Below are 25,558 nucleotides of genomic sequence, written 5' to 3'. Positions count from 1 at the left end.
CTGGATCAAAAATGGACGAAATCAATCAGATCGAGATTGAAAAAAAATTGGCTACTCTGCGCGAGGAACACCGCGACCTGGATGTCGCCATTACCGAAATGGCGAGCAATCCGCGCCATGACCAGTTGCGTCTGGTTCGGTTAAAAAAGCGGAAACTGGCGTTAAAGGACGAGATCCGATATGCCGAGTCGCAAATTCTGCCCGACATCATTGCCTGATCTGCCCACGCAAAACCACACCGCCAGATGCTGTTCCGGCCGGTTTTACGAATAAAACTGTGTAACTGGCTTATGTTCCGTTTTGGCAATATCCGCGATATTGCCCAGCTGTGCGCAAATGCTTCCGTGCACCACACCCGGGCCGCCAGTGTAAAAACATGCCACACGCGCACTCGCCACAGGAACTCAAATCACCGGCTGACGGGTATATTTCAACCGTGCGTTCGCTTTATTCTGGCAGGTGATTGCCGGAAAACTGTGCCATCGACCACCGCAATTCCCGGTCTACCCCGCCCATAACAGTGGTTACGCTCTCGCCCGGGCCAATTTGATAAACCCCGAACACCAAACGATAATCCACCAGTTGCCCGTCCCAGAAATATGAGGCGCGCTGCAATTGTTCGCCAATTGCCTGTGACCGGCGCCATCCCTCGGCGGCATCAACGTTATACAACAGGGCGGCAAAATCGTTGCACCCCAGATACCCCAACTGATGCGGCGGCTGAATATAAACGGTTAAAAACTCGGCCAACTGGGCGATCATCGCATCCTTGCACGATTGACCATAGGTTTTGGAAAGATTTTCCAGATCGGCAATTTCGCATAACAGCAAGCAACGCGGTGAAACCGGCGGTGGCGAAACCGAAATTTCGTTTTCCAGAATCTGCATAAAGGAGGGTCGCGACAACAGGCCGGTAAACGGGTCCTGCGAAGATCGCCGGGCAAGTTCCTGCTGGTGCTTTTGCACCGTTTCAAGTTGCGTTACCAGCGTATCAACCCGTGTCATTAACCGCGACAACGCACGCTCAACGGCAGGTGTAATCTGTTCTGATGGAATCCCTAAAAGATTGGCCGGGTCCATTGGGGTTCGGCCTGCATTATTGCCTTGCCCGCCACCCGACGATGAACCGTCACTGCCCGAACCACCCTTGTTGCCATCGCGGCCATCAAGGCTGTCACTCAACGAATAGCTTTCTTCGCGGCCACCCGGGGTGGCACGGCCATATGCCTGCGTCGCATGGACTGCCTGTTGTGCGGCGGGGTTCCGTCCCTCTGAACCGGCCCCAAAGGATGACGATGCCATCCTTGCCTCGGTGACTTTCATGTCGGGTTCTCGCGCTACCTGCGTTTTGGAATGGCCTGCATGGCACTCTTCCACACTGCATCTTATAACATCTTACGGTAGAAATCCATTACAGACATACTATACTGATAGATATTCAACCCTTGGGAGGGTGGACTGACATTTCGGCAAAAATAAGGACATATCGTATAAACCAGCACCCATTGAGCAATTTTGCCGGTTTTGCGCAATTTTGGCCTCTTATTCACGGTGTCATGCTTGCATGGCGTTACGACCTCCCTATAATGCGGGCCTTCGCAAATTACGTCATACAAACGGAGCCCCATCATGAGCGACCCTCGTCCGGCAATCGGCATTATCATGGGCAGCCAGTCCGACTGGGAAACCATGAAAAATGCCGCCGATATTCTTGATACGCTGGGGGTCGCCTATGAAACGAAAATCGTTTCGGCTCATCGCACCCCGGACCGTCTGGTTGAGTATGCCAAAACGGCAAAATCCCGTGGTTTGAAAGTGATCATTGCCGGCGCAGGCGGGGCCGCACATTTGCCCGGCATGGCTGCCGCCATGACGCCACTTCCCGTTCTGGGCGTTCCGGTGCAAAGCCGCGCGCTTAAGGGTCTGGACAGCCTGCTATCGATTGTGCAAATGCCAGGTGGTATACCGGTGGGCACATTGGCAATTGGGGCAGCAGGGGCAAAAAATGCCGGTCTTATGGCTGCGGGCATCATGGCCCTGATGGATGATGACCTGGCAAACCGTCTGGATGCCTGGCGTCAAAGCCAGACTGATGCGGTTGCCGAGGAACCGGTTAATCCCGCAATCTGACATTGCATTATGGCGCATCGGGTGATGCGCCATTTTTGCATATATTCCTTTTTGCAGCTGACATTATATATTGCCATCGCGCACGAACCGTTATCATGTGCATAAATCAATTGGCCGATCCGCAAATAACCCGTTCGCGCCCGCCTTTCCGATCCGAGGATTTCATGACCCCTGATTTTGACAAACGCATTATCGCCCCCGGTGGCACCATTGGCATTATGGGCAACGGTCAACTGGGCCGCATGGCGGCCCTTTGTGCTGCCGAACTGGGATACCGCGTGCATGTCTTTGGCCCCGGAAAAGACAGCCCGACGCAGCAGGTGTGCGACAAGGCAACCGTTGCCGACTATACCGATTTCACAGCACTTAAAGACTTTGCCAACAGCGTTGACGTCGTGACATTTGAATTTGAAAATGTCCCTTACGATGCCGTCAAATTGTTGTCGGGCATGGTGCCGGTGCGCCCGGGGTGGCAATGCCTGCATATTTCACAAAACCGTTTGCGCGAAAAAACCTTCTGCAACGAACATGGCGTTGGCACAGCCCCATTTGCCGCTGTCCGTTCCCTGGCTGACCTTGAAGCCGCAGTTGAAAAACTGGGTCGCCCGTCGGTCTTAAAAACCACGGAAATGGGCTATGACGGCAAAGGGCAGGTAAAAATCACCGACGACACTAACCTTGCGTCTGCCTGGGTCGACATGAATGGCAGCGAAGCCATTCTCGAAGGTTTTGTCGATTTTGAACGGGAATTGTCTGTCATCGTCGCCCGTGGCATTGATGGCAAAATGGCCTGTTTTTGCCCGGTAGAAAACCGCCATGCCAACCACATCCTTGATGTCACGATTGCGCCGGCACAAATCCGCGCGTCCCTGCGCGCAGAAGCCGAAAAAATTGCCAAAACACTGGCCGAAAAAATGGAATTTATCGGCCTTCTGGCCGTTGAAATGTTCGTGACCCGCGATGGCAAACTGCTGGTCAACGAAGTGGCCCCGCGCCCGCATAATTCCGGCCACTGGACGATTGATGCCTGTGTTACCAGCCAGTTTGAACAGTTCATCCGTGCGGTATGCGGCCTGCCACTGGGCGACCCGGCCAACCATTCCGACGCGGAAATGAAAAATTTGCTAGGCGACGACATTGATGCCTGGCAGGCAATTTTGTCCGACCCGGATGCCAAACTGCACCTATATGGCAAGGCCGAGGCCAAACCGGGCCGTAAAATGGGCCATGTCACCTGGCTACGCCCGGCAAAAACTGCAAAATAAAGCAACCCGCGTTACCGGGCGATATGCCCCTTGGCAAAGACAATACCCCGTCGCCCCGTTACCCGGGTTGCGGGGTATTTTTATAACCATAAACATCCCGCCCAAATAACCCGCCAACTTGCATCGGGCCATCATCCCCTACCCCGTTTTATCCAGCCCCCACTGCCAATGGCGGTTTTGCAGCGTTTGGCAACACTGCGATACTTGGCCTGCTCCCTTAAAACCGGCACATCAGCGAACATTTCCAGGGCGGCATAATCTGCCTGCCAAAACTGGCATTGCTTTTGCTGATATCCTGGCAGGTCATATGTGAGGCAACGGACGATGCAAAAACTTTTCTCCACGCTGGCAATCCTGATGGCGATCCTGCTTGCCCCCGGCATTGGCGGGGTCGCACGGGCAAGTTCATTTAATCCGGGCGCAGCGGGTTTCCCCACTGTCCTTCGCGGGGACCAACTTTTGTTTGGTGCCATGGCAGTCGATTTGTTTGGCATTCGCGCGCCGCAACCCGGCACGGTTTGCAGGGCAGATAACATCTCGTTTCAATGTGGTGATGCCGCCGCCCAGGCCGTGCGCCGAATTGTCCAGGATTACGCCGTTTCGTGCGAAAAAGTATCCGACAGCCAGCTTTTCCCGATGCTGACCGAATGCCATATCGGCCAAAGTGACCTGAACCGCCTGATTTTACGCGCCGGATGGGCAATGGTTGATATGAATGTATGCGACACCTATGCCCGTTGCAAAACCTATATCGCCGATCAGAATTTTGCCCGCGACAACCACAAAGGCATGTGGATGGGCACCCCGCCCGCATCGCTGATTGCTGCAACCAAAAAATCCGAAACCGTTACCAGCCCCGGTGCCAAGGCTGCCATTCGCAACGCCATTTTCAATGTCGACCTTGCCGCCGAAATGAAAGCCCAGCAGGAACCGGACCGAACCCTGATCAGTTTTTTAATGCCCTGAGCGGCGCGAACGAACAAACGCCCTGCATCCTGAGCACGACCTAAAACAAAACCCCGTTCCCGGGTAAATCGGGAACGGGGTTTTGTTTATCGGGTTAAAACCGGCCAAGCCAGACAGGCGGCCTGCAAACCAAACTTACCGCACACCGCCAAACTGGCGGGCGATGCGGCCCGGTGTAGGAACGCAGGATGCTATTTTACGGCCCAAACGCAACCCGGTGCCGGCAACCTTGCCTGCCTTGCCAAGGCTCGCCTTAACCTTGGGAATCATCATGACATTGCCAATCCGGCGGTCCATAAATTCCCAGGTTGCCTGATGTCCGTCCGATGTATCGTCCAGCCAGTACATCAGGGTTGATCCATAAACCCCGGCCAACAGCCCACGTTTTGTGTACCAGTTATGATCAGTCGATGTATCGCCTGCCGCCTGCCACATCAAATCAACTGTTTTGGCCGTCATACGCAAGCTTTTGGGCAGGTTTTGCGGCAGGGACAAATGTGCAACAGCGGCACGCACCGCATCCTTGTGCGCTTCGGCCAAATCCAGCCGTACCCGAATGGCAGCACCGATACGCTGGCGAATTTTCATCGATTTGATATCCATCGCCGCCAGCCGGTCCATCATGTCACGATCGGTCAATGCCACATAATGTTCAATCACCTGGCCAACACCCCCGGGGAACAGGCGGTCCACTTCCATAGGTGACCAGCCCAAATCCTCGGCAGCGGTGCGCAAGGTTACCTTGCTCCAGCCATCAAAGGCCACATGCTCCAGGGCGGCACGCACCAGATCATCACGCTGCCGGGCAATACGGGCGAAACTTTCCTCAACCGACATATTATTTCTCCTGTTGCACATCGTCTGGGTCGCGCGCGGTTGCATCTGCTTTATCAGACGAAACATCGGGCGGGTCGCGGCGCAATTCTTCGGTAAATCCCATCAGGGTCATGTCTTCCATACGTTCAGGATACATGACTCCGATCAAATGATCATATTCATGCTGAACCACACGGGCATGGAAACCACTGGCGGTCTTTTCCACCCGGTCGCCATTTTCATCAATGCCGCGATAGCGGATTTTGCGCCAGCGCGGCACATAGCCCTGAAAACCGGGAATCGACAGGCACCCTTCCCAACCGCCAACTTTTTCATCGTCATCCACCGGTTCAATTTCGGGGTTGATCAACACGGTTAACGGAACTTCGCTTTCGTCGTCATCGTCGCTCGCACGACTGGGCGGCACAAAAAATATCATCACTGCCAACGAATGAAACACCTGCGGGGCTGCCAGGCCAACACCGCCAGCATCCTTCAGGGTTTCAATCATATCGGCAATTAAGCGAATGATTTCAGGGTCGTTCGGGTTTTCAACCCGGCCTGCAACCTTGCGCAAAACCGGGTGGCCCATCCGGGCAATTTTTAATATCGACATGGGCTTATTATCCGGTCAAACCATGTTTGCTGCCAAGAACAATCTTATATTAAAGCTTCGGAACATTTTCCAACCAACGTCAGGCGCGATATCTAACGCTGCCCTCTTTCCTTTTTATCCGGTTTGGACTATATAACCGCCACGGCCATGTTGGCCGCTTTAGCATCCGGTTGGCAAATCTGCCTTCCGGCTTATTGTGTATTATTGAAAGGAGCGTGGTTTCCGTGCAGGTAATCGTTCGCGACAACAATGTCGATCAGGCTCTGAAGGCGCTTAAGAAAAAGATGCAGCGCGAGGGCATTTTTCGTGAGATGAAACTTCGTCGTCACTTTGAAAAGCCGTCGGAGAAGAAAGCTCGCGAAGGGGCGGAAGCAGTCCGTCGTTCTCGCAAGCTGGAGCGCAAGCGCATCGAGCGCGAAGGCTTCTAGTCTTTTTCACTTTCGGGGTTCCTCGAACGTGACTGTACGGTCGGTTTTGCTTAATCAGTTTTGATTTTTCAAAATCGGACCCGTGCCGAAACCCGCCGTGGCGCAAGCCTGGCGGGTTTTGTGTTTTTATACCTTATACCTCTGATTTCAGATCAGGCTGCTTTGCAGATCGAGTTGCCCCCATCGGCCAGCATGGCGGTTCCGGTAACAAAACTCGACGCATCGGATGCCAGGAACAGGGCGGCCTTTGCGATCTCTTCGGGGGCGGCAATCCGGCCCAGTGCATGGAACTTTTCGACCATGGCGCGGGCTTCGGGATCACTGGCAAAACTTGCCGCCATCGGCGTATCGGTTCCGCCCGGGACAAGTGCATTCACCCGGACGTTTGCCGCGCCATATTCCACCGCCAGACATTGCGCCATGCCGATAAGCCCCATTTTGCCGGCGGCATAGGCCGTCATGCCCGGCAGTCCGATGGTATACCCGACAAAGGTGGACGTAAAAATAACCGATCCGCCACCACGCTTGGCTATTTCGGGCATCTGATGCTTCGCCCCAAACATTGCCGAGGTCAGGTTGGTGCACAATGTCTGGTTCCAGTCGTCTTGTTCAATATCGACCAGCGCCCCGGGCAATCCCAACGTCCCGGCATTGTTAAATCCGACATCAAGCCCGCCATATTCCCCAATGGCCGCATTGACCAGCGCCTTGGCGAAAGCCTCGTCACAGACATCGCCGGCAAGGGCAAAGGCCTCGCCGCCCGCAACGGTAATTTCACTTACAACGGCATCAAGCCGATCAACATTACGCGCACCAAGAACAAGCTTCGCCCCCTGGGCAGCAAATAGCTTGGCAGATGCCGCGCCGATCCCGGAATTGGCCCCGGTGATAATCACAACCTTGTCTTGAAGTAACATAATCTTTCCAATCCATCCGGCACCGGCCCGAAGGTATGCGGTGCAATTAACGATGGTGGAAAGGTATGCCAGGCCCCGAAAATCTACTCGCCAGTTTCGGACGCGGCGTTTTAATCGTATTCAATTCCCTGAAACCCGGCCCTGTATTTGAACTGGCACGGTGGGTTTTGTTTTTTAAAACCCGGACCACCGGGCCAAGACACCATTGCATCAAAATGCTGAAACGCTATCTTCTTTCTCATAGCTGACATGCCTGATCACAGGAGTATGACGTGCCGCCCCACCTCCCGACACGGATTTTGCCAAACACTGGCAAATTTCACCTTTTGCGCCCCCTGCTGGGCACGGCATTGGTGATGACACTGGTATTGTGCGTACCGGACAATACCGCCCTGGCGCAAAGTGCATCCCCACAGGCAGCGCCAGCGGCAAAGACGTCAACATCCGATGCAACACCCACATCCGGTCCCCCGTCAGACACAACAGGCAGCGACAAAACCGGCAATGCCAGCACGGCAAAGGACGCTGCGCCCGCACCCGTGCCACATTGTGACAGCGATCATATGTCGCTATGCGAAGATACCAATGAACTGATCTGGTCAAAGGGCTTTGCCGACCGTGTTGGTGCCTTTGTCGGCCCGGGCACATCAAGCTGGCTTGCCAATAATGCCAGCCGGATTGACCAGATGATCCAGGTCTTGAGCGGCCCGCCGCAGATCCGGCAAAAAATCGGCGATGATTTATGGCTTTATGGGGCCTGCCGTGCCCATAGCTGCCCGGAAAAGGGCGCTGTGATTGTCACCGGCAAAGGCAAAATCACCGCAACGGCCATTTTGCATTTTGCCTGCACCACCACCTGCCAGGATGACTATACCCTGACCATCATCGGCAACGACGGCGACAAATCCCTGTCAGATGATATCGAAAACTGGGCGAAAACCACCCTTGCCGATGACGCAAAGGCTTATAAAAAGGCTAACCCGCCTAAAATCGCCAAAATAGAGCACCTCGGTGCGAATGGCACACCGTCACCGCAAACTTCCGATACAACACCCCCAGCTTCACAACCAGCATCCGCCGCAATGGCTCCGACAACAACAACGACCAAAGCCCCGGCCAAGTAGCAGACCGAACCGGCCTACCCGGTTTATGGTGATTTTTGATCGCCCAGTAACCAGTGAAACAAATGCCCAATCCCACCCGCATTACCTTGCATTGCGTCAGTTGGCTTTTCACGCACCAAAAGGCCAAATTGCGAACGATAAACCGTATAAGTGGTACTGGTGGAAATATCGGTATAGGTCGAACTGCCATATTGCGCGTCAATCAGAAAATTCCACGGCAACAACCACGTTCCAACCGACCCACTATATTTTGATGCCAGGTCATAGGCCCGATGTGGCCCGGCATTTTGCCGTTCAATATCGGCGTAACGCCCTTCCAGCCGCTCCAGCCGATAACGCGCATCCATGCCTATAATATTGGCCCATGGCTTTAATTTCACAAATTGCGCATCGACGCGCCATTGATCGCCATAAATTGTGTATTTGCGCGGAATATCCTCGCCAGGCAGCCGCAAATAGGCGTTAAACTCTTCGCGCCCGGTCTGCTCGAACGTCACCTCCGCCACCGGCATTTCATCGGTCAGGCGGGTATATGTCAGCACAATCCCGGCAATGGATAACGCAAGAGCCAACGACAACAGCACAATGGCAAACAAGGAAACCCTGACCACACGAAGTTTCAAACGACATCCACCATATCAGCCATAAAAACCTGCATCAGTGTCGCCCAGTCTGTTTTTACAGACAAGCCCGAATGAGCCGCGCACCAAAACCACATAACTGCGTAAAACCGCCCCGATTTCGCAAAATTCTCCTTTCCTGTTTCCGGATCGTCGTTAGACGCCTTATAAGTTATTTATAATTTATCGCATTCTCGCGCGGACAGTACCGGCCTAACAGACAGGAGACATGGCGTTGAACTTTGAAACATGGCTGGCATTCACCACTGCTTGCATCGTCTTAACGCTAATCCCCGGCCCCAGTGTTTTGCTTGTCATCGGGCAATCGCTCACACGGGGGAAAGCGGCCGCCATGATGTGCATTCTGGGCGATGTTATCGGCAGCATAGTGCTTATGGGCCTGTCCTTTGCCGGTGTAGGTGCCATCCTTGCGGCTTCGGCCCTTCTGTTTCAGGTCGTAAAATGGGTTGGGGTACTTTATCTCGCATGGTTGGGATACAGGCAAATCGCCGAAGCCCGCCAAACCCCGGCAGAAGATGAAAACATCACCACACCGGGCCAAGCCCATTCTGCCTGGCGCAGCTTTTGGGCGGGCACCATTACCGCCATTCTGAACCCCAAAGCCATCATCTTTTACATGGCATTTCTGGCCCAGTTCATTAATCCGCAGGCAGATTTAACAGCACAACTGGCTATTCTGACTCTGACATCCAGCATGGTCGTCGTTGTTCTTTTAACATGTTATGCGCTGGTTGCCGCCCGCGCCCGCCAGGTGTTTCAAAGCCCTGTTGCCAGAAAGCGCATGGGATATACTGGCGGCACCTTTATGATTGGCGGCAGCGTTTTAATGGCCACAACCCGCTAAGTTTTGCACTCAGCAAAGGACTACATCAATTTCAACCCTGAACGCAAACCACGTTCCGCTCTGTCGTGCCGTTCACACACCCCGGGTTACGGCAAGACCGTCAAATGTGGCGCGGGTGATCTGGAAATAACGGCACAGCTCATCGCGTTGGCGGGCCGGGGCATAATGCCACCGGTCATCCGCCTGTGACATGCCCCAACACCGCATCACACCAAAGGACGCTTCGTTTTCAAGCTGCGCCCCCGCCTCGATCACATCAACATCCAGCATTTCAAAAGCAGCGGCAAGCACAACAGGCCCCATTTCGCGCAAATACCCTTTGCCCTGTGCGTCCATCCCCAGCCAATACCCGGTTCCGCCTTTTTTGGGGTCATCCGCGTCGCGAAAAATGCTGACACAGCCAACAATCGCACCTGTACCTCGCTCTTTGACAGCCAAAGGCAACATTTTGCCTGCCCGGGCGGCTTCGCGCTCGCGTAAAATACGCGCACGGGCCTTATCCACGGTAAATGGAAGCGGCCACGACGCCAGCCATCGCGAAATTTCCGGCACCATCAACGCCGACACCATCCCGGCATCTTCCAGTTGCATACAGCGCAGTTTCAATCGCGGTGTGTCAAAGGTGCAATCGCGAAAATCGGCCATAATCGTTTTCCAATGCTTCCTGCAACCAGCCTGCAACCACGGCGTTAAAAGGCATAAAAGGTCGCCACCCCATTTAATAAAAAATCCCGATGCAAGGCGAGGGTTTTATCAACGCAAAAAGGGCAGCCCGAAAGACTGCCCTTTGCTTTGCGAACCGAAAGTTCAATCATTCATCAAGCTGATTGACGATTTCCTCGCACATTTTTTTGGCGTCACCAAACAGCATCATGGTGTTGTCCTTAAAGAACAGCTCGTTCTGAATACCGGCATAGCCCGCCGACATGCTGCGTTTGATAAACAGCACCGTTTTGGCTTTTTCCACATCCAGCACCGGCATACCAAAAATGGGCGATGACGGGTCGGTTTTGGCGGCCGGGTTGGTAATGTCGTTTGCACCGATGACGAAGGCCACATCGGCGGTGCCAAAATCGCGGTTGATTTCGTCCATCTCAACAACATCATCGTAAGGCACACCGGCCTCGGCCAGCAGAACGTTCATGTGGCCTGGCATCCGCCCGGCAACCGGGTGAATGGCATAACGCACCTTCACACCTTCGGCCTTAAGAAGATCAGCCATTTCGCGCAGCGCATGCTGGGCCTGCGCCACTGCCATGCCATAACCCGGCACGATGATGACGCTGGAGGCGTTTTTCATAATGAAAGACGCATCATCGGACGAGCCCGATTTTACCGGCCTGTCGGCATCGCCACCGGCGGCTGCGGCACCGCCTGCTTCAACCCCGAAACCACCGAGAATAACGTTAAAGATCGAACGGTTCATGCCCTTGCACATGATGTAGGACAGGATCGCACCCGATGCGCCGACCAGCGCGCCGGTAATGATCAGCGCGTTATTTTGCAAGGTAAAACCAATGCCGCACGCCGCCCAGCCCGAATAGGAATTGAGCATGGAAACCACCACCGGCATATCGGCCCCGCCAATGGGAATGATCAGCGTAATCCCCAAAACCAGCGCCAGGATAACCGCCAGCCAAAAGGCCGTATGGCTTTCGGTGGTAACAAAGATGATGCCAACCACGATAATGGCAATGCCAATACCAAGGTTCAGCAAATGCTGACCACTAAACTGCACCGGGGTGCCCGATACAAGGCCTTGCAACTTACCAAAGGCCACCAGTGACCCGGTAAAGGTAATGGCCCCAATGGCAACACCCAGGCCCATTTCAATCAGGCTGGCGGGGTGAATTTCGCCGACGGTGCCAATGCCATAGGCCTCGGGCGAATAAAGGGCCGCCCCGGCAACAAACACAGCCGCCAGACCCACCAGCGAGTGGAAGGCTGCTACAAGCTGCGGCAGGGCCGTCATCTTGATTTTAAGGGCGATAATGGTGCCAATCGACCCGCCAACCAGAATGCCGACAATGATGGTGGTGTAAGATAAAACCTCTGGCGAGGCCAGAGTGGTGAAGATCGCAATCGCCATGCCGACCATGCCCAGCATATTGCCGGTACGGGCGGAATCAGGCGATGACAGGCCGCGCAAGGACAGAATGAAGCAGACCGAGGCGACCAGATACAGGAAAGCCGACAGGTTTTCCGACATGATGTTTCCCCTTCCCTACTTCTTTTTCTTGAACATCTGCAACATGCGTTGCGCGACGATGAAACCGCCAAAGATATTGATCGATGCCAATACCACGGCAACAAACCCCATAACCTTGGAGATGTTCATATCCACCGGGCCGGACGCCAGAAGCGCGCCAACAATAATCACCGATGAAATGGCATTGGTCACCGCCATCAGCGGCGAATGCAGGGCGGGTGTTACTTTCCACACCACGTAATAGCCAACAAAGCAGGCCAGCACAAAAACCGTCAGGCCCATTACAGTCGGGCTGACACCGCCAGAGGATGCTGCATGTGCGGCACCATTTGCCATATCATGTGCGCCCGCTGCTACCTGATCGGCCAACTTGGCAGCTTTTTCGGCCAGGCCAAGGGCGGCATCGCGCATGTCGTTGGCAGACTGGGTTAAAGATTGATCAGTCATCGGAAGCCTCCCCCGACGGTTCCTGGGCACCAAATTTCGGATGAACGATTTTGCCGTCATGGGTTAACATGGTGTCGGCAATAATCTGGTCTTCGCGGTTAAATGCCAGTTCCTTTTTGTCGCTATCCACCATCAGGGTCACAAAATTCAAAAGGTTTTTGGCATACATCGCGGTGGCATCAGTCGGGACCGAACTTACAATATTGGACGGGCCAATAAGTTTAACCCCGTTTTCTGTGATGATGGTTTCACCCACCTTCACCCCGGCAACATTACCGCCACGTTCGGCTGCCAGATCAATAATGATCGAGCCATCCTTCATGCCCGCAACCATGTCAGCGGTGACAATTTCCGGGGCCGGACGCCCGGGAATAAGGGCTGTTGTGATAACAATATCGGTTTTCGCCAATACGTCTTTCAGCTTGGCAGCCTGCTTTTGTTTGTAAGCGTCCGACATTTCACGGGCATAGCCCCCCGCAGTTTCGGCCGTTTCGGCTTCGTCATCCTCCACCTCGATAAAGGTACCGCCCAGTGACTGGACCTGTTCCTTTACCGCCGGACGCACGTCAAAGGCGGACACAACCGCCCCCATGCGCTTGGCCGTGGCAATTGCCTGCAAACCGGCAACACCCGCCCCCACAATAACAACACGGGTCGGGGCAAGCGTGCCTGCCGCTGTCATCATCATCGGAAAAATACGGCCAAATTCATAAGCTGCGTCAATTACGGCACGGTAACCGGCAAGGTTTGACTGCGAGGATAAAACATCCATCGACTGGGCGCGTGAAATGCGCGGCACCAGTTCCATGGCAAAGCTGGTCACACCGGCTTCGGCCATTTTACCAATCAGGTCGGCGCGGTCATAAGGCTCGATCAGCCCGATGACGGCAGCCCCTTTTTTATAAGTCGCAAGCTCGTTGGTTTTGCCTTCGACCATCGGCGGGCGAACCTTCAGCACGATGTCGGCATCGGCCACAGCGGTCTTTGCCGTTTTGGCAATGGTTGCTCCGGCATCGGCGTAACGATCATCCGCAATCGACGCATTTTCGCCTGCACCGGTTTCGATTACCACCTCGAACCCCAATCCCGTAAATTTCTTAACGGTATCGGGCGTGATGGCAACGCGTTTTTCACCGGGCCATATTTCCTTTGGAACGGCCAGCTTCATCGCGTCGTACCTCCTTCCCTATTTGAACAATCCTGTCTGGTATGTCAGTCATTCGTTTATTGTAGCGTCCCTGTTTCCGGGACTTTGGTATTGTTTTATTAAACCCTTGTCCGGCGCCCCGGTCGTTCCTTAACTTGATAGCACGGCAACCTTGGCTGCAACGGTCCCTAGCCCATTTCCCGTGAAAGGGAAAATTCGGTTCAGGACGAAAAAAGGCGGTTCTTCTGAATTAACAGAAGAAACCGCCCACTTTCCCACCACGCTTTCCGAGGCAACAAAGCCTTGGTGACAAACCGGGTCCCACCCGCCGATGGTGCTCAGGACAAACATTCACCAGCGCCCCGCTTTGTCTGCGTTGACCGAAAGATGCGATTTTCTTCTCAAGACCTCAACAGCAAAACCATATAAAAATCACACTTAACTTATTTTTGGTTTACAATACTCAGCAGGGCAAATATGCGGAAAACCACACACACCTTTATCTGAATGGAACAGGTGCCATTCCAGAAGAAGCGCAATCAATCCCTTGATTTCCAACAATTCTTGCCAAATCACACCCGCGCAAGGGATTAAATACGCCCCACCAATACACCCGGAGGTTTTCATTAAAGTCGCCACAACGCAAGCAGGGATAGCAAAAAAATTTACGCCACCCCGTGTCAGCCTTCCCGGATTTTTATCTTCAAATACAGAAATTTATCCTTTGCCCGGAAGAAAAACCCTGAAGATCGGGAAATTGTACAAACCCGAGTCTGTAGCCCCGATGGTTCCCCGGATGAAATTTCCACAACCCGCCCGATAGTGCGTCCTCCTGAAACGACAAAAAGCCGGATCACATCATTGTGCCATCCGGCTTTCATCTGTATTCATGGCTGTCACAGGGGCAGGACCTCACACAAGGATTTGTTGTACAGGGTTACTTTGCCGCCAATGTCTCTCTGTCGGGTAAAAAGATAATGCCCAGCAGAATGTTTTCATCAATGCCGGTTTTCTCTGCCACCTTATAAATCGATTGTTCCGGTGTTGCGGCAATACCTTGCCCGGCCAGCTTTGCAATAATCACGTCCGGTTGGTTTCCGATAACCGCCGCCAGTGCGGATAACGGGGCAAAGACCAGGGCTTCCTCAATCGGGCGTTCCAGTTGCGGGCCGGTAAGCAGCCCCCATGAAAAACACGACAAAACAAAAACAATCCCGAAACCGGCAGCAAAAATAGTACCCGACCGTGATTTCAACCGACTTTTGAACGGTTTGAAATTAACAAAAATATGCGCCCCGGCCCCGATCAGAAAAAACCACGAAAACCACTGATGCACCACCGCAGTTAACCCGTCTTCAAATTCAAAAAACAGCATCAGGCCGGTTCCCGCCATCAATAGAAAGGCACCGATGGTTATTCGGGCCGAACCAGCCCCACTTGTTGCAGGGCTGCTTCCTGATTGCCTGCCAGTTCGGCTTCATTAAAATCGCCGACCAGATCGTGGAAAATGCGAAACCAGTTGACCTTGGCATCAAGCCTTAAAAAAACTGATCCCAAGCCAACCGCAGCCCGGTCTACCAGCACAAATTCACGCGGCGGCTTTACCCCGCCCAAACGGCGCAATTCGGCATGAACCTTGCCTGCCACTTCGGCCCCATAGGCGACCGAATTGCTTTCTTCCATTTTACGTTCGCGATCATCAAGCAGCGGACCATACACAAACCCGGCCCAAATATTTAAAACATCAATCAATTCATTTGAAAGGTTGGTAAAGCCCCAGCTTTCATAGGCCACCACCGCCTTTTCTCGGTCGCCATCGCGCAATGCCTGATAAAGAGAAATCACAGCACCAACAAAACTGGGCTGAAACACGCGGATACAACCAAAATCCAGCAAATTTACGCTAAGGTCATCGCATAGGGAATAATTGCCCAAATGCGGGTCGCCATGAATAACGCCGTATTTATAAAATGGGACATACCAGGCGCGAAACATGTTCAGCGCCACCTGGTTTCGCTCTTCCTCCGACGGATTACGATCCACAAACGATTGCAGTTTACCGCCCTGAAGCCAGGTCATGGTCAGCAAACGCCGCGTCGTCAGGTCCCCCACCGGTTCAGGCACATGAACATGGGATTCGTCCCGAAGCATATGGCGATATAACGCCATCTGTTTGGCTTCGCGTTCGTAATCCAGTTCCTCGCGCAGGCGCGCAGTTAATTCCAGCTGGATGTTTTCAGCATCAATTGCACTGTCATATCGGCGATAAATGGCAAAGGCTGCGCGCAGCTGTTTTAAATCGGCCTCTACGGTTGCCGACATATCAGGATATTGCAGCTTACAGGCCACATCGCGGCCATCGGGCAAAGTGGCCTTGTGCACCTGCCCCAACGATGCCGCCGCCGCCGCGTCCTTGCCAAATTCGGCAAATTTGTCCTGCCAGCCTGCGCCCAGTTCGGTGCGCATCCGGCGTTTGACAAACAGCCAGCCCATCGGCGGGGCATCGGCCTGCAACCCTGCCAGCGCATCGGCATAATCACGCGGCAGGGCATCGGGGATCGTCGATAATATTTGCGCCACCTTCATCAGCGGGCCTTTAAGCCCGCCAAGGGCGGCGGTTAGATCGGCGGCATAACGCCCGTGATCAACCTCGGTTCCAAAAACCTTACCAACCGCAAGGCGCGTCGCCAGTTTCCCGGCTGACGCCCCCACGCGAGCATAACGACGCACGCGTCCGCCAAAACGATTATCTTCGGATTGGCGAAAATCGTCGTCGTTATCATTGCTCATATCAGGAAAGTTCCTCCAGCTCGTCAATCAGACGTTTGATCATGTTCAGGCCGCGCTGCCAAAATGCCGGGTCGGATGCATCCAGCCCGAACGGGGCCAAAAGTTCCTGATGACGCTTGGTACCGCCCGCTTTGAGCATATCGAAATATTTATCGGCAAAGCCATCTTCGGCATTTTGATAAACATCATACAGCGAATTCACCAGGCAATCGCCAAAGGCATAGGCATAAACGTAAAACGGTGAATGGATGAAATGCGGGATATATGACCAGTAATATTTATATTCCTCGTCATACCGGATCGCATCTCCCAGACTTTCCTTCTGTACGTCGATCCAGATCTGGCAGATCTCCTCGACCGTCAGTTCGGCTTCGCGACGTTTGGAATGCACGCGTTTTTCAAATTCAAAAAACGCAATCTGGCGCACCACAGTGTTGAGCATATCCTCAACCTTGCCTGCCAGCATGATGCGGCGCATTTTCGGGTCGGTTTCGGCGCGCAACATCGACTGGAAAGTCAGCATTTCGCCAAACACCGATGCGGTTTCGGCCAATGTTAACGGCGTATCAGACAGGAAATAGCCCTGCTCGCCCGCCAAAATCTGATGCACCCCGTGGCCAAGTTCATGGGCAAGGGTCATCACATCGCGGGTTTTACCATGATAATTCAGCAACAAATAGGGATGCGCTGACGGCACAGTCGGGTGGGCAAAAGCACCCGACGATTTACCAGCACGCGGCGGAACATCGATCCAGGGGTTATCAAAAAACCGTTTACCGATATCGGCCAGGTTTGGTGAAAACTCGCCATATGCCTTCAAAACGGTTTCGCGCGCTGCCTCCCAGTCAATCTGGCGGTCGTCATCTTCGGGAAGGGGTGCGTTACGGTCCCAGTAATCAAGCTGATCAACGCCAAACCATTTGGCTTTCAGCTTGTAATAACGGTGCGACAAATCCCCATAGGATGACGTAACCGCTTCGCTAAGTGCTTCAACAACATCGTCTTCCACCTGGTTCGACAGGTTGCGCGCACTAACCGGCGTTGGGAAACTGCGCAAACGATCGTCAATTTCCTTGTCTTTCGCCAGGGTGTTGGTGATGTGGGCCAGCAATTTAATGTTTTTGCCCAAAACATCGCCAATTGATTTCGCGGCAACCTTACGGTCTTCCACCTTGGTTGATGACAACATATTGGCCGCATCCGACATGGTCAGGTCCTGGCCATTGATCGGAAAACGCAGTTCGGCCATGGTTTGATCAAACAAACGGATCCATGCCCCCGAACCGGCCACTTCACGTTCATGTAAAACCTGTTCAACTTCGTCCGAAAGCTGATGCGGGCGGAAAGACCGGTTTTCATCCAGCCACGGACGATAGCGCGCCAGGGCATCACTTTCGTCGTATTTGGCTTGCAATGCACTTTCGTCGATGCGGTTTAATTCCAGCCCGAAAAACAAGGTAAAGCTGGAAATGGTGGTCAGTTGTTCGCGAACACCCTGGTAAAACTGGCCAATTGCCGGGTCGCTGCCGTCCCCCGCATGAAGAAGGCCGGCAAAAGACCCGATCTTGCCGCAAATTTCGGAAATGCCTTCATATTCGACAATTGCCGCGGCCAAAGCATCGCCGGAAAGACCGGCCAGTTTGCCTTGATAATCCTTCTGGAACGCCTCCGAACGCTGTTTGGCATCGTCAAGATCTTTGCGAATGGCGGGGTCTTTGGCATCCGCATAAAGATCGCTTAGATCCCAGGTCGGCAGGTTCTTGTTGATCGCGTTCATTGGTCCTCCAGATAATTCGGAACATAAAAGGCTTTGCTGCGATATAAGACAAAGATATTTTAATCGCCAGCATGACGCGGCAAAAAGATCAAAAACAGTTTATCTGATCACCGTTTCGATGGGCTTCGTACAACATATATATAAGAAAACGATTACAGGGAAACGCCATGACGCAATTGCAGGATTATGCCAACTGGCAGAACTTGCCGATGATGTTTTTTGATCTGGCAAAACATCATGGCGACAAACCACTTTGGTGGACAAAATCGTCCGAAACGGGTGAATTTGTTTCAATCAGCTGGCGTGAAGCTGCCCATCAGGTGCGCGCACTTGCCCGTGCGCTGTATAAATCGGGGGTGCGCCCCGGCGACCGCGTTATTTTACTGTCAGAAAACCGCACCGAATGGGGCATCGCCGACCTGGCGATTATGTGCGTTGGCGCATTTACCGCCCCGGCCTATTCAACCAACACCGAACGCGACCATCTTCATATTATCGAGGATTCCGGTGCCAGCCTGGCAATTATATCGACCAAAAAACTGGCGCAGCCGTTTTTGCATGGCGCGCTGGATTCCGGCCGTTGCCGCCACGCCATCACGATCGAGGATTGGGGCCAAAACTTTGTTGGCGGCATTACCATTTCACGCTGGAACGACATGATCGACGAGGGCAGCGCCCTTGACCACGACGTGGACGCCTGGGTTGCCAATATCAAACGCGAAGATACTGCCTGCCTGATTTACACATCGGGCACCGGTGGCGCCCCCAAGGGCGTGATGCTTAGTCACGGGGCCATTATCAACAATTGCGCAGGCGCGTTCGATATTATCGAGACCCTGGGCATCAAGGACGAAGTTTTCCTGTCGTTTTTGCCGCTGTCGCATTCCTATGAACATACTGCCGGCCTTTATTTCCCCATCAGTATCGGTGCGCAAATTTACTATGCCGAAAGCCTGGACAAACTGGCTGCCAACATGGCCGAAGTCCGCCCGACCATCATGACAGCAGTGCCCCGCCTGTATGAAATGCTCTATCAACGCCTGAGCCGTACACTGGAAAAAGAAGGCGGCTTTAAGCTAAAGCTGTTTAACCTGACACTGCGTCTGGGCCGCAAAAAATATGAAGGCACCCGGCTAAACCCGATTGAATGGGTGCAGAATCTGGTGTGCGAACTGTTGTTACGCCGCAAACTGCGCCAACGATTTGGCGGTCGCCTTAAAGCCATGGTCTCGGGCGGGGGGCCGTTAAACTACGAACTGGGTGTTTTGTTTGTCTCGTGCGGGTTGCGCATTTTGCAAGGTTACGGCCAAACCGAATTTAGCCCCGTTGTGTCGTGCAATCGGGCCGAAAACAATAAATTGCGCACCGTTGGCCCGCCAATGGTGGGGGTTGAATGCAAAATTGCCGATGACGGCGAAATTTTGCTGCGCGGCGAAAGCATCATGAAGGGGTATTGGAACCTGCCCGATACAACCGCACAAACCATTATCGACGGCTGGCTGCACACGGGCGACATCGGCCAGTTTGACGATGAAGGCAGCCTGATGATTACCGATCGCAAGAAAGATATTATCGTTAATTCCGGCGGGGATAATATATCGCCCCAGCGCATCGAAGGGTTGCTGACCCTGGAAACCGAAATCGCACAGGCCATGATCTATGGCGACAATCAGCCCTATCTGGTTGCCATTTTATCCCCCGAAGAAGACGTAATGCGAGATTTCGCCCGCGCCCATAACCTTGAAAACAAGATCGAAACCCTGGCCGAAAACGAAGATTTCCGTAAAATGATCCGCAAGGCCGTAGACCGGGTCAATACCCGCCTGTCAACCATCGAAAAGGTACGCAGCTTCACCTTTGCCGACAGCGCCTTTAGCATCGAAAATGAAATGCTGACGCCATCGATGAAAATTCGCCGTCACAAAATTCGTGCGGCTTATGAACAACGCCTGGTGTCCCTTTATCAGCGCAAACGGCAAAGCTGATTGCGGCTTATCATCCCCTCGCCCGGTTTATTCCGGCGAGGGGATTCCTCGCGCAATTCCTTTCCGGCCAGCTTTTATTTAGCATGATTTTGGCCGTTACCCCGGTGCATATCGGGTTGTGTCGACTGCAAGGCATTCGCGCTTTTTATACAAAATCAACCATCCACCGTCACCACCAAACGGATTATAAACAAGGTCAAACCATCGCCCAGATTGTAATCGCGCAATAAATCCGTCATAGTGAGTGAATGAAAAACAAACGGAACCACCCGGAATTTCTTTTTCAAATTCAGGCAGCCGTTTTGCTCCTGCCCAGGCTTTGTTATGCCCTGCCGGTTTATCGTTTCATTCCGATCACACGCACGTTTCTGATCATTGTCGCTTGCGCAGGCTCGCTGATGTGGCCTGCTACGTCTTATGCGCAGCAGGTTTGCCGTAACATCAACGTTGGATACAGCTATTATCCGCCATTTTCCTATCAGGATGCAAATGGCCTTGTAAAAGGTGCATCGGTTGAAGTCGCAAAGCGTGCCTTTAATCAAATGAAGGTTGATGTCACACTGGTACAAATGCCATGGGCCCGCCTGTTACGAGAAGCACAGGACGGATCGATCGATTTCATTGCTGCGGCCTACCGCACGCCGGACCGCCTTGCCTGGGCAACATATAGTGATGCTCCCATTGGCTATGAACGCATTGTTGTTATCCATGACAGCCACCCCCGTTTTGACGAACCCACACTTAATGATTTACGACGCCAGAAGGGGCTTTTGCGCCGGGGGGACAGCCATGGACCTGAAGTGGATCAGGCCATTGCCAAAAACATCCTGACAGTCGACGAAATCCCCGAAATCGAGGTTGGCTTGCGAATGCTTGATGCCGGGCGGGCAGATTATTTATTAACAAGTGACGCCGTTGCCCGGGATATGTTGCGTCAGCATCTATATCCCGACCTGTCATTCAGTCGGGTCAAGGTGGCTGGCGAAGCCCTTTATGCCCTTTTTTCACAGCAAAGCCCCTGCGTTGCACTGGCGGAACAATTCAATCAAACCATCCGCAATTTACACCGGCAGGATTTAATGCCGACCCTTCTGGTACAATATCTTAAATCCGTTGGGTCCCCGCTGGTGGTAGAGCTTGCCTCGCAATCACCCACACAGGATTTGGGAAATTAACCCGGCCTGTCGCCAAATCCAAACCATCCGCACCGGCCCCCAAACATCGTTGCACGGTAACGGTAACGGTAGCACACGCATTACGCCTCATAAGGTTAGGCTGGTGTGATATTGGGTAATCTGCGAAATTGCGTATTACCCTTTCGCTAAACAGTTTGGATCTTAACGCTATGACGTCCCCGAACACCGAACAGTATTTATTGCTAATCCGGGGCCTGCCGGGGTCGGGTAAATCAACGCTCGCACAACAATTGTGCCAAAACGGCGATCTAATTCACCTTGAAGCCGATATGTTTATGGTTGATGGCACCGGAAAATACCGGTTTTCACCTGCAAAACTGGCCGATGTCCATGCGCGGTGCGAACGCGAAACCCGCACTCACCTGGAAAACGGGCGCAGTGTGGTTGTGTCCAATACTTTCAGCCAGATTTGGGAAATGCAACCCTACTTTGATATGGCAGCAGAAAGCATAATTCCGGTTCAAATCATTGAATGCCAGGGTCAATTTAAATCCATCCACGATGTCCCGGAACGCGGTTTAACCGCCATGCGCAATCGTTGGGAAAAACTACCCCGCAAATAGGCCAACGGCCCTGCGTCCGCCAAACAGACGCAAGGCCGCCATTTTTTTCTTCGCTTATATAAATTGATGCTGAAATTTATTGCGCTGCCGAGAAAACCTTCTTCAGCACATCGGTCGTCCATTGACCCGGATTATTGCGGATCTCGCCTTCCTGTACTGCCAGATAATGAAACAGGCCTTTCATAGCGGCATCGGTGGCATAATCGGTAAGGGATGTTTTCACATCAGGCATCATTGGCAATTTGTCATATTGCCCCAGCATCTGATCGTAAAGCTGCAACGCGCCAGTATCGGAAAGGGCGTCATTCATCACCGGGCGCATGTCATTGGCAATTCTGGTACCGGAAACCTTTTGCAAATAGGCCGTTGCCGCATCGTCCGGTCCTTGCAAAATGGCCTTGGCATCGGCAACAGTCATTTTTTTGACGGCATCAACCAGAATATCACCGGCGTTATCCATCGCACTTTCAGCGGCACGGTTCATGCGCAATTCAATTTCATCGCCGTAACTGCCCATTCCGGCCTTGTTTAACAACGATTGTGCCCGCTTCACCGTATCAGGCAGCGGAATGTGCGCCACCGGGTCCGTATTAAAACCATCCTTGGCGCCTAACATCGCGGTTACAGCACCAATGCCTTTATCAAGGGCCTGGCGCAAACCATCATCGACCATCCCTTGCGACAACGACGACACTGCGCTGTTCGTACCTGTTGTGGTCCCAGATGACGCCGACGAAGACGTTGTATCGCCTGACGAGGACTGGTTGTTCATCACATCGCCCAGCGCCTTTTTGGCCGAACTGAAAAACGAATTTTCCGCCTGGGCAGGAACAGCAGTTAAAACAACGCCGCCAGTTAAAATGGCAGCACCCGCAACACAGGCAATTTTACGCGACAACAAGGTCATTCAAGGTTCCCCGACCAATGAAAATGAAACATCCATTGTATGTGATAAATCATCACGGCCAAATTATGTTTGTAAAATAAACCCCCGGCATCATCCGATACCGGGGGTTTAAAACAGTCAGGCTGGCCAAAACTGCGGCTTATCCGTCAGCAAGTTCAACTTTCTTGCCATTTAGCAACAAGACACCGGCCTCGGCCGAAACCGGCACCGTTGCCCCGTCATGCACCACGCCTTCCAGAATTTGCATGGCCAGTGGGTTCTGCAAATACCGCTGGAACACACGTTTAAGCGGGCGGGCACCATAAGCCGGGTCATACCCCTTGTCCGCCAGCCAGCTTTTGGCAAAATCGTCCAGCTTCAGCGTGATCTTGCGATCGGCCAACAGCTTTTCCAAACGGCCCAGCTGAATATCAACGATATGATCCATCTGGGCGCGCTCCAGACGATGGAACAACAGGACTTCGTCCAGACGGTTCAAAAATTCCGGCCGGAACGACGCCCGAACCACTTCCATGACCTGGCTGCGCACTTCGCCGCTATCATGACCTTCCCCCTGTGCCGCCAGAATTTCGGACCCCAGGTTGGATGTCAGAATAATCAGCGTATTACGGAAATCCACTGTGCGGCCCTGCCCGTCGGTCAACCGTCCTTCGTCAAGCACCTGAAGCAGCACGTTAAACACATCAGGATGGGCTTTTTCAACTTCGTCAAACAGCACCACCTGATACGGGCGGCGACGCACAGCTTCGGTTAAAGAACCGCCTTCTTCATAACCAACATAGCCCGGAGGCGCGCCAATCAAACGGGCCACCGCATGTTTTTCCATGAATTCCGACATATCAATGCGCACCATGGCCTGTTCATCGTCAAACAGGAACTGTGCCAAAGCCTTTGTCAGTTCGGTTTTACCAACCCCGGTCGGACCTAAAAACAGGAACGACCCAATCGGACGGTTCGGGTCCTGCAACCCGGCCCGGGCCCGACGCACCGCATTGGAAATGGACCGGACGGCATCGTCCTGCCCCACCACGCGCTTGCGCAGGACATTTTCCATATCAAGCAGCTTTTCACGCTCGCCTTCCAGCATTTTATCAACCGGAATACCAGTCCAGCGCGACACCACCGATGCAATATGCTTTTCGGTAACGGCCTCGTCTTTCATACCGTGGGTAGGATCATCCTCTGCCTTGGCCAGCAATCGTTCAAGGGCAGGAATTTCCTGATACTGCAACTGCCCGGCCCGCTCCAGCAAGCCGTCACGCATGGCGCGCTCCAGCTCGCCGCGCGCCTGGTCAAGCTGTTCCTTGATATGCGTCGATGCCGCAAGTTCGCTTTTCTGCGATTCCCACTTTGCCGTAAGTGTCGCAGACTTATCTTCAAGTTCGGACAGTTCCTTGTCCAAACGGCCCAGCCGGTCTTTTGACGCGTGGTCTTCCTCTTTTTTCAGCGCTTCGCGTTCAATTTTCAACTGAATGATCCGGCGGTCAAGCTCGTCGATTTCCTCGGGCTTGGAATCCAGTTCCATCCGCAGGCGCGACGCCGATTCATCCATCAAATCGATGGCTTTATCGGGCAAAAACCGGTCGGTGATATAGCGGTTTGACAAGGTTGCTGCCGCCACAAGGGCCGCATCGGCAATACGCACGCCATGATGCAGTTCGTATTTATCCTTGATCCCGCGCAAGATCGATACCGTGTCTTCGACAGTCGGCTCGCTGACAAATACCGGCTGGAAACGGCGGGCAAGGGCCGCGTCCTTTTCAATATATTTACGGTATTCATCTAGCGTGGTGGCGCCCACACAGTGCAATTCGCCCCGTGCCAGCATCGGTTTTAACAGGTTCGATGCATCCATCGACCCTTCCGACTTGCCCGCCCCGACCAGGGTGTGCAACTCGTCGATAAACAAAATCACCTGTCCGGCTTCGGCTTCGATTTCGGACAAAACCGCTTTCAACCGTTCTTCAAATTCACCGCGAAACTTGGCCCCGGCAATCAACGCCCCTAGATCAAGCGACAGCAGCTTTTTGGTTTTCAGGGTTTCAGGAACGTCACCCTTCACAATGCGCAAGGCAAGGCCTTCGGCGATGGCTGTTTTACCAACACCGGGTTCACCGATCAGAACCGGGTTATTTTTGGTCCGCCGCGACAAAACCTGAATGGCCCGGCGAATTTCTTCGTCCCGGCCAATCACCGGGTCCAGTTTGCCCTCGCGGGCGGCTTCTGTCAGGTCGCGTGCATATTTTTTAAGGGCATCATACTGGCTTTCCGCCCCTGAACTGTCCGCAGTGCGGCCTTTGCGTAGATCATTGATAACGGTGTTAAGTCCCTGTGCCGTTACCCCGGCATCTGCCAGAACCTTACCGGTTACCGATTTGGTATCCAGGGTTAAGGCCAGCAACAAGCGTTCCGATGTGACATAACTGTCACCGGCTTTCTGGGCAATTTTCTGGGCTTCATCAATCAGGCGGGCAAACTCGCTCGACAGGTAAACCTGGCCATTGGCACCGGTCACTTTGGGCAGCTTCGCCAGTTCCTGTTCGGTGCGTTGCAGGGCAAGTTTAGGGTCCCCGCCCTGCGCCTTGATCAGGTTGGCCGCAAGGCCTTCCGTATCATCAAGCAACACTTTAAGCAGGTGAACCGGCACAAATTGCTGATGATTTTCGCGCAAGGCCAAAGTTTGCGCCGATTGCAAAAATCCTTTGGACCGGTCGGTAAATTTCTCAAATTCCATTATCTGTCACTCCTTGAGCCAACAGGGGCCTTCAGACGAACCTTCTTTGAAGCATC

General features: G+C 53.3%; 24 protein-coding genes. 10 read left to right on the top strand and 14 right to left on the bottom strand.

The features are described 5' to 3' along the window. Positions 1 to 11 precede the first annotated feature (11 nt). Positions 12 to 218 carry a YdcH family protein gene (locus THS27_RS13480; RefSeq protein WP_085591695.1) on the top strand — a complete coding sequence of 69 codons (207 nt, stop codon included), beginning with the start codon at positions 12 to 14 and terminating at the stop codon, positions 216 to 218. 229 nt (positions 219 to 447) lie between these two features. On the opposite strand, the gene THS27_RS13475 is transcribed toward THS27_RS13480, so the two are convergent. Further along, the gene (locus THS27_RS13475) at positions 448 to 1,323 is read right to left on the bottom strand and encodes a GGDEF domain-containing protein (protein ID WP_085591693.1); all 876 of its coding nucleotides are present in this window, start codon (positions 1,321 to 1,323) and stop codon (positions 448 to 450) included. A gap of 306 nt (positions 1,324 to 1,629) precedes the next feature. Between THS27_RS13475 and purE the strand changes: the two genes are divergently transcribed. The 3 genes from purE (at position 1,630) to THS27_RS13455 (ending at position 4,361) form a co-directional block, all read left to right on the top strand. Next, on the top strand, positions 1,630 to 2,130 hold the full coding sequence (gene purE, locus THS27_RS13470) for a 5-(carboxyamino)imidazole ribonucleotide mutase (RefSeq protein ID WP_085591691.1): 501 nt from the start codon (positions 1,630 to 1,632) through the stop codon (positions 2,128 to 2,130). Positions 2,131 to 2,294: 164 nt separating this feature from the next. After that, positions 2,295 to 3,395: a 5-(carboxyamino)imidazole ribonucleotide synthase gene (locus THS27_RS13465; protein WP_085591725.1), complete on the top strand. Its 1,101-nt coding sequence runs from the start codon at positions 2,295 to 2,297 to the stop codon at positions 3,393 to 3,395. 324 nt (positions 3,396 to 3,719) lie between these two features. Further along, positions 3,720 to 4,361, top strand: a complete 642-nt coding sequence (locus THS27_RS13455; RefSeq protein WP_085591687.1) for a thermonuclease family protein — start codon at positions 3,720 to 3,722, stop codon at positions 4,359 to 4,361. A 135-nt stretch (positions 4,362 to 4,496) separates the two neighbouring features. Here the strand turns inward: THS27_RS13455 and THS27_RS13450 are convergent, their stop codons facing one another. Together THS27_RS13450 and def are read right to left on the bottom strand one after the other, a co-directional pair. Then, positions 4,497 to 5,198, bottom strand: a complete 702-nt coding sequence (locus tag THS27_RS13450) for a COQ9 family protein (protein ID WP_085591685.1) — start codon at positions 5,196 to 5,198, stop codon at positions 4,497 to 4,499. Position 5,199: 1 nt separating this feature from the next. After that, the gene (gene def, locus THS27_RS13445) at positions 5,200 to 5,793 is read right to left on the bottom strand and encodes a peptide deformylase (RefSeq protein WP_085591683.1); all 594 of its coding nucleotides are present in this window, start codon (positions 5,791 to 5,793) and stop codon (positions 5,200 to 5,202) included. 224 nt (positions 5,794 to 6,017) lie between these two features. Between def and rpsU the strand changes: the two genes are divergently transcribed. Further along, positions 6,018 to 6,221, top strand: coding sequence for a 30S ribosomal protein S21 (rpsU, locus tag THS27_RS13440; protein ID WP_007091098.1), 204 nt, complete (start codon positions 6,018 to 6,020; stop codon positions 6,219 to 6,221). 152 nt (positions 6,222 to 6,373) lie between these two features. Here rpsU and THS27_RS13435 read toward each other — a convergent pair whose 3' ends face one another. Continuing rightward, positions 6,374 to 7,138, bottom strand: a complete 765-nt coding sequence (locus tag THS27_RS13435) for an SDR family oxidoreductase (RefSeq protein ID WP_085591681.1) — start codon at positions 7,136 to 7,138, stop codon at positions 6,374 to 6,376. Between the two features lie 272 nt (positions 7,139 to 7,410). On the opposite strand from THS27_RS13435, the gene THS27_RS13430 reads away from it, so the two are divergent. Beyond that, the gene (locus tag THS27_RS13430; protein WP_085591679.1) at positions 7,411 to 8,262 is read left to right on the top strand and encodes a hypothetical protein; all 852 of its coding nucleotides are present in this window, start codon (positions 7,411 to 7,413) and stop codon (positions 8,260 to 8,262) included. A gap of 23 nt (positions 8,263 to 8,285) precedes the next feature. Here the strand turns inward: THS27_RS13430 and THS27_RS13425 are convergent, their stop codons facing one another. Further along, positions 8,286 to 8,885, bottom strand: coding sequence for a hypothetical protein (locus tag THS27_RS13425; RefSeq protein WP_085591677.1), 600 nt, complete (start codon positions 8,883 to 8,885; stop codon positions 8,286 to 8,288). 232 nt (positions 8,886 to 9,117) lie between these two features. Here THS27_RS13425 and THS27_RS13420 point away from each other — a divergent pair, with 232 nt between their 5' ends. Further along, positions 9,118 to 9,747 (top strand): LysE family translocator, encoded by a 630-nt coding sequence (locus THS27_RS13420; protein ID WP_210402903.1) that lies wholly within the window; start codon positions 9,118 to 9,120, stop codon positions 9,745 to 9,747. Positions 9,748 to 9,819: 72 nt separating this feature from the next. Here the strand turns inward: THS27_RS13420 and THS27_RS13415 are convergent, their stop codons facing one another. From THS27_RS13415 to THS27_RS13385, 7 genes are all read right to left on the bottom strand, one after another. Further along, positions 9,820 to 10,392, bottom strand: a complete 573-nt coding sequence (locus THS27_RS13415) for a GNAT family N-acetyltransferase (RefSeq protein WP_085591674.1) — start codon at positions 10,390 to 10,392, stop codon at positions 9,820 to 9,822. 166 nt (positions 10,393 to 10,558) lie between these two features. Then, complete coding sequence (locus THS27_RS13410; protein ID WP_085591672.1) at positions 10,559 to 11,956, bottom strand: NAD(P)(+) transhydrogenase (Re/Si-specific) subunit beta; 1,398 nt, start codon at positions 11,954 to 11,956, stop codon at positions 10,559 to 10,561. A 15-nt stretch (positions 11,957 to 11,971) separates the two neighbouring features. Continuing rightward, positions 11,972 to 12,403 (bottom strand): NAD(P) transhydrogenase subunit alpha, encoded by a 432-nt coding sequence (locus THS27_RS13405; protein WP_085591670.1) that lies wholly within the window; start codon positions 12,401 to 12,403, stop codon positions 11,972 to 11,974. Then, positions 12,396 to 13,571, bottom strand: coding sequence for a Re/Si-specific NAD(P)(+) transhydrogenase subunit alpha (locus tag THS27_RS13400; protein WP_085591668.1), 1,176 nt, complete (start codon positions 13,569 to 13,571; stop codon positions 12,396 to 12,398). The genes THS27_RS13405 and THS27_RS13400 overlap by 8 nt, the downstream gene beginning before the upstream one ends. A gap of 916 nt (positions 13,572 to 14,487) precedes the next feature. Then, positions 14,488 to 14,925 (bottom strand): hypothetical protein, encoded by a 438-nt coding sequence (locus THS27_RS13395; RefSeq protein ID WP_139835583.1) that lies wholly within the window; start codon positions 14,923 to 14,925, stop codon positions 14,488 to 14,490. A 38-nt stretch (positions 14,926 to 14,963) separates the two neighbouring features. After that, positions 14,964 to 16,340: an AarF/ABC1/UbiB kinase family protein gene (locus tag THS27_RS13390; protein WP_085591664.1), complete on the bottom strand. Its 1,377-nt coding sequence runs from the start codon at positions 16,338 to 16,340 to the stop codon at positions 14,964 to 14,966. A 1-nt stretch (position 16,341) separates the two neighbouring features. Further along, complete coding sequence (locus THS27_RS13385; RefSeq protein WP_085591662.1) at positions 16,342 to 18,117, bottom strand: M3 family oligoendopeptidase; 1,776 nt, start codon at positions 18,115 to 18,117, stop codon at positions 16,342 to 16,344. Positions 18,118 to 18,284: 167 nt separating this feature from the next. Between THS27_RS13385 and THS27_RS13380 the strand changes: the two genes are divergently transcribed. From THS27_RS13380 to THS27_RS13370, 3 genes are all read left to right on the top strand, one after another. Continuing rightward, complete coding sequence (locus THS27_RS13380; protein WP_085591660.1) at positions 18,285 to 20,102, top strand: long-chain fatty acid--CoA ligase; 1,818 nt, start codon at positions 18,285 to 18,287, stop codon at positions 20,100 to 20,102. A 248-nt stretch (positions 20,103 to 20,350) separates the two neighbouring features. Further along, on the top strand, positions 20,351 to 21,277 hold the full coding sequence (locus THS27_RS13375; RefSeq protein ID WP_085591658.1) for an ABC transporter substrate-binding protein: 927 nt from the start codon (positions 20,351 to 20,353) through the stop codon (positions 21,275 to 21,277). Between the two features lie 170 nt (positions 21,278 to 21,447). Then, positions 21,448 to 21,861: an ATP-binding protein gene (locus tag THS27_RS13370; protein ID WP_085591656.1), complete on the top strand. Its 414-nt coding sequence runs from the start codon at positions 21,448 to 21,450 to the stop codon at positions 21,859 to 21,861. Positions 21,862 to 21,937: 76 nt separating this feature from the next. Here THS27_RS13370 and THS27_RS13365 read toward each other — a convergent pair whose 3' ends face one another. Next, a complete protein-coding gene (locus THS27_RS13365) occupies positions 21,938 to 22,768 on the bottom strand; it encodes a DUF4197 domain-containing protein (RefSeq protein ID WP_085591654.1) in 831 nt (276 codons plus the stop codon). A gap of 139 nt (positions 22,769 to 22,907) precedes the next feature. Beyond that, positions 22,908 to 25,502: an ATP-dependent chaperone ClpB gene (clpB, locus tag THS27_RS13360; protein ID WP_085591652.1), complete on the bottom strand. Its 2,595-nt coding sequence runs from the start codon at positions 25,500 to 25,502 to the stop codon at positions 22,908 to 22,910. Between the last annotated feature and the right edge of the window lie 56 nt (positions 25,503 to 25,558).

The organism is Thalassospira sp. MCCC 1A01428 (genome assembly GCF_002115825.1).
Taxonomy (GTDB): domain Bacteria; phylum Pseudomonadota; class Alphaproteobacteria; order Rhodospirillales; family Thalassospiraceae; genus Thalassospira.
Note: the sequence above shows the minus strand (reverse complement) of the source record. Positions and strands in the feature narration are given on the sequence as shown.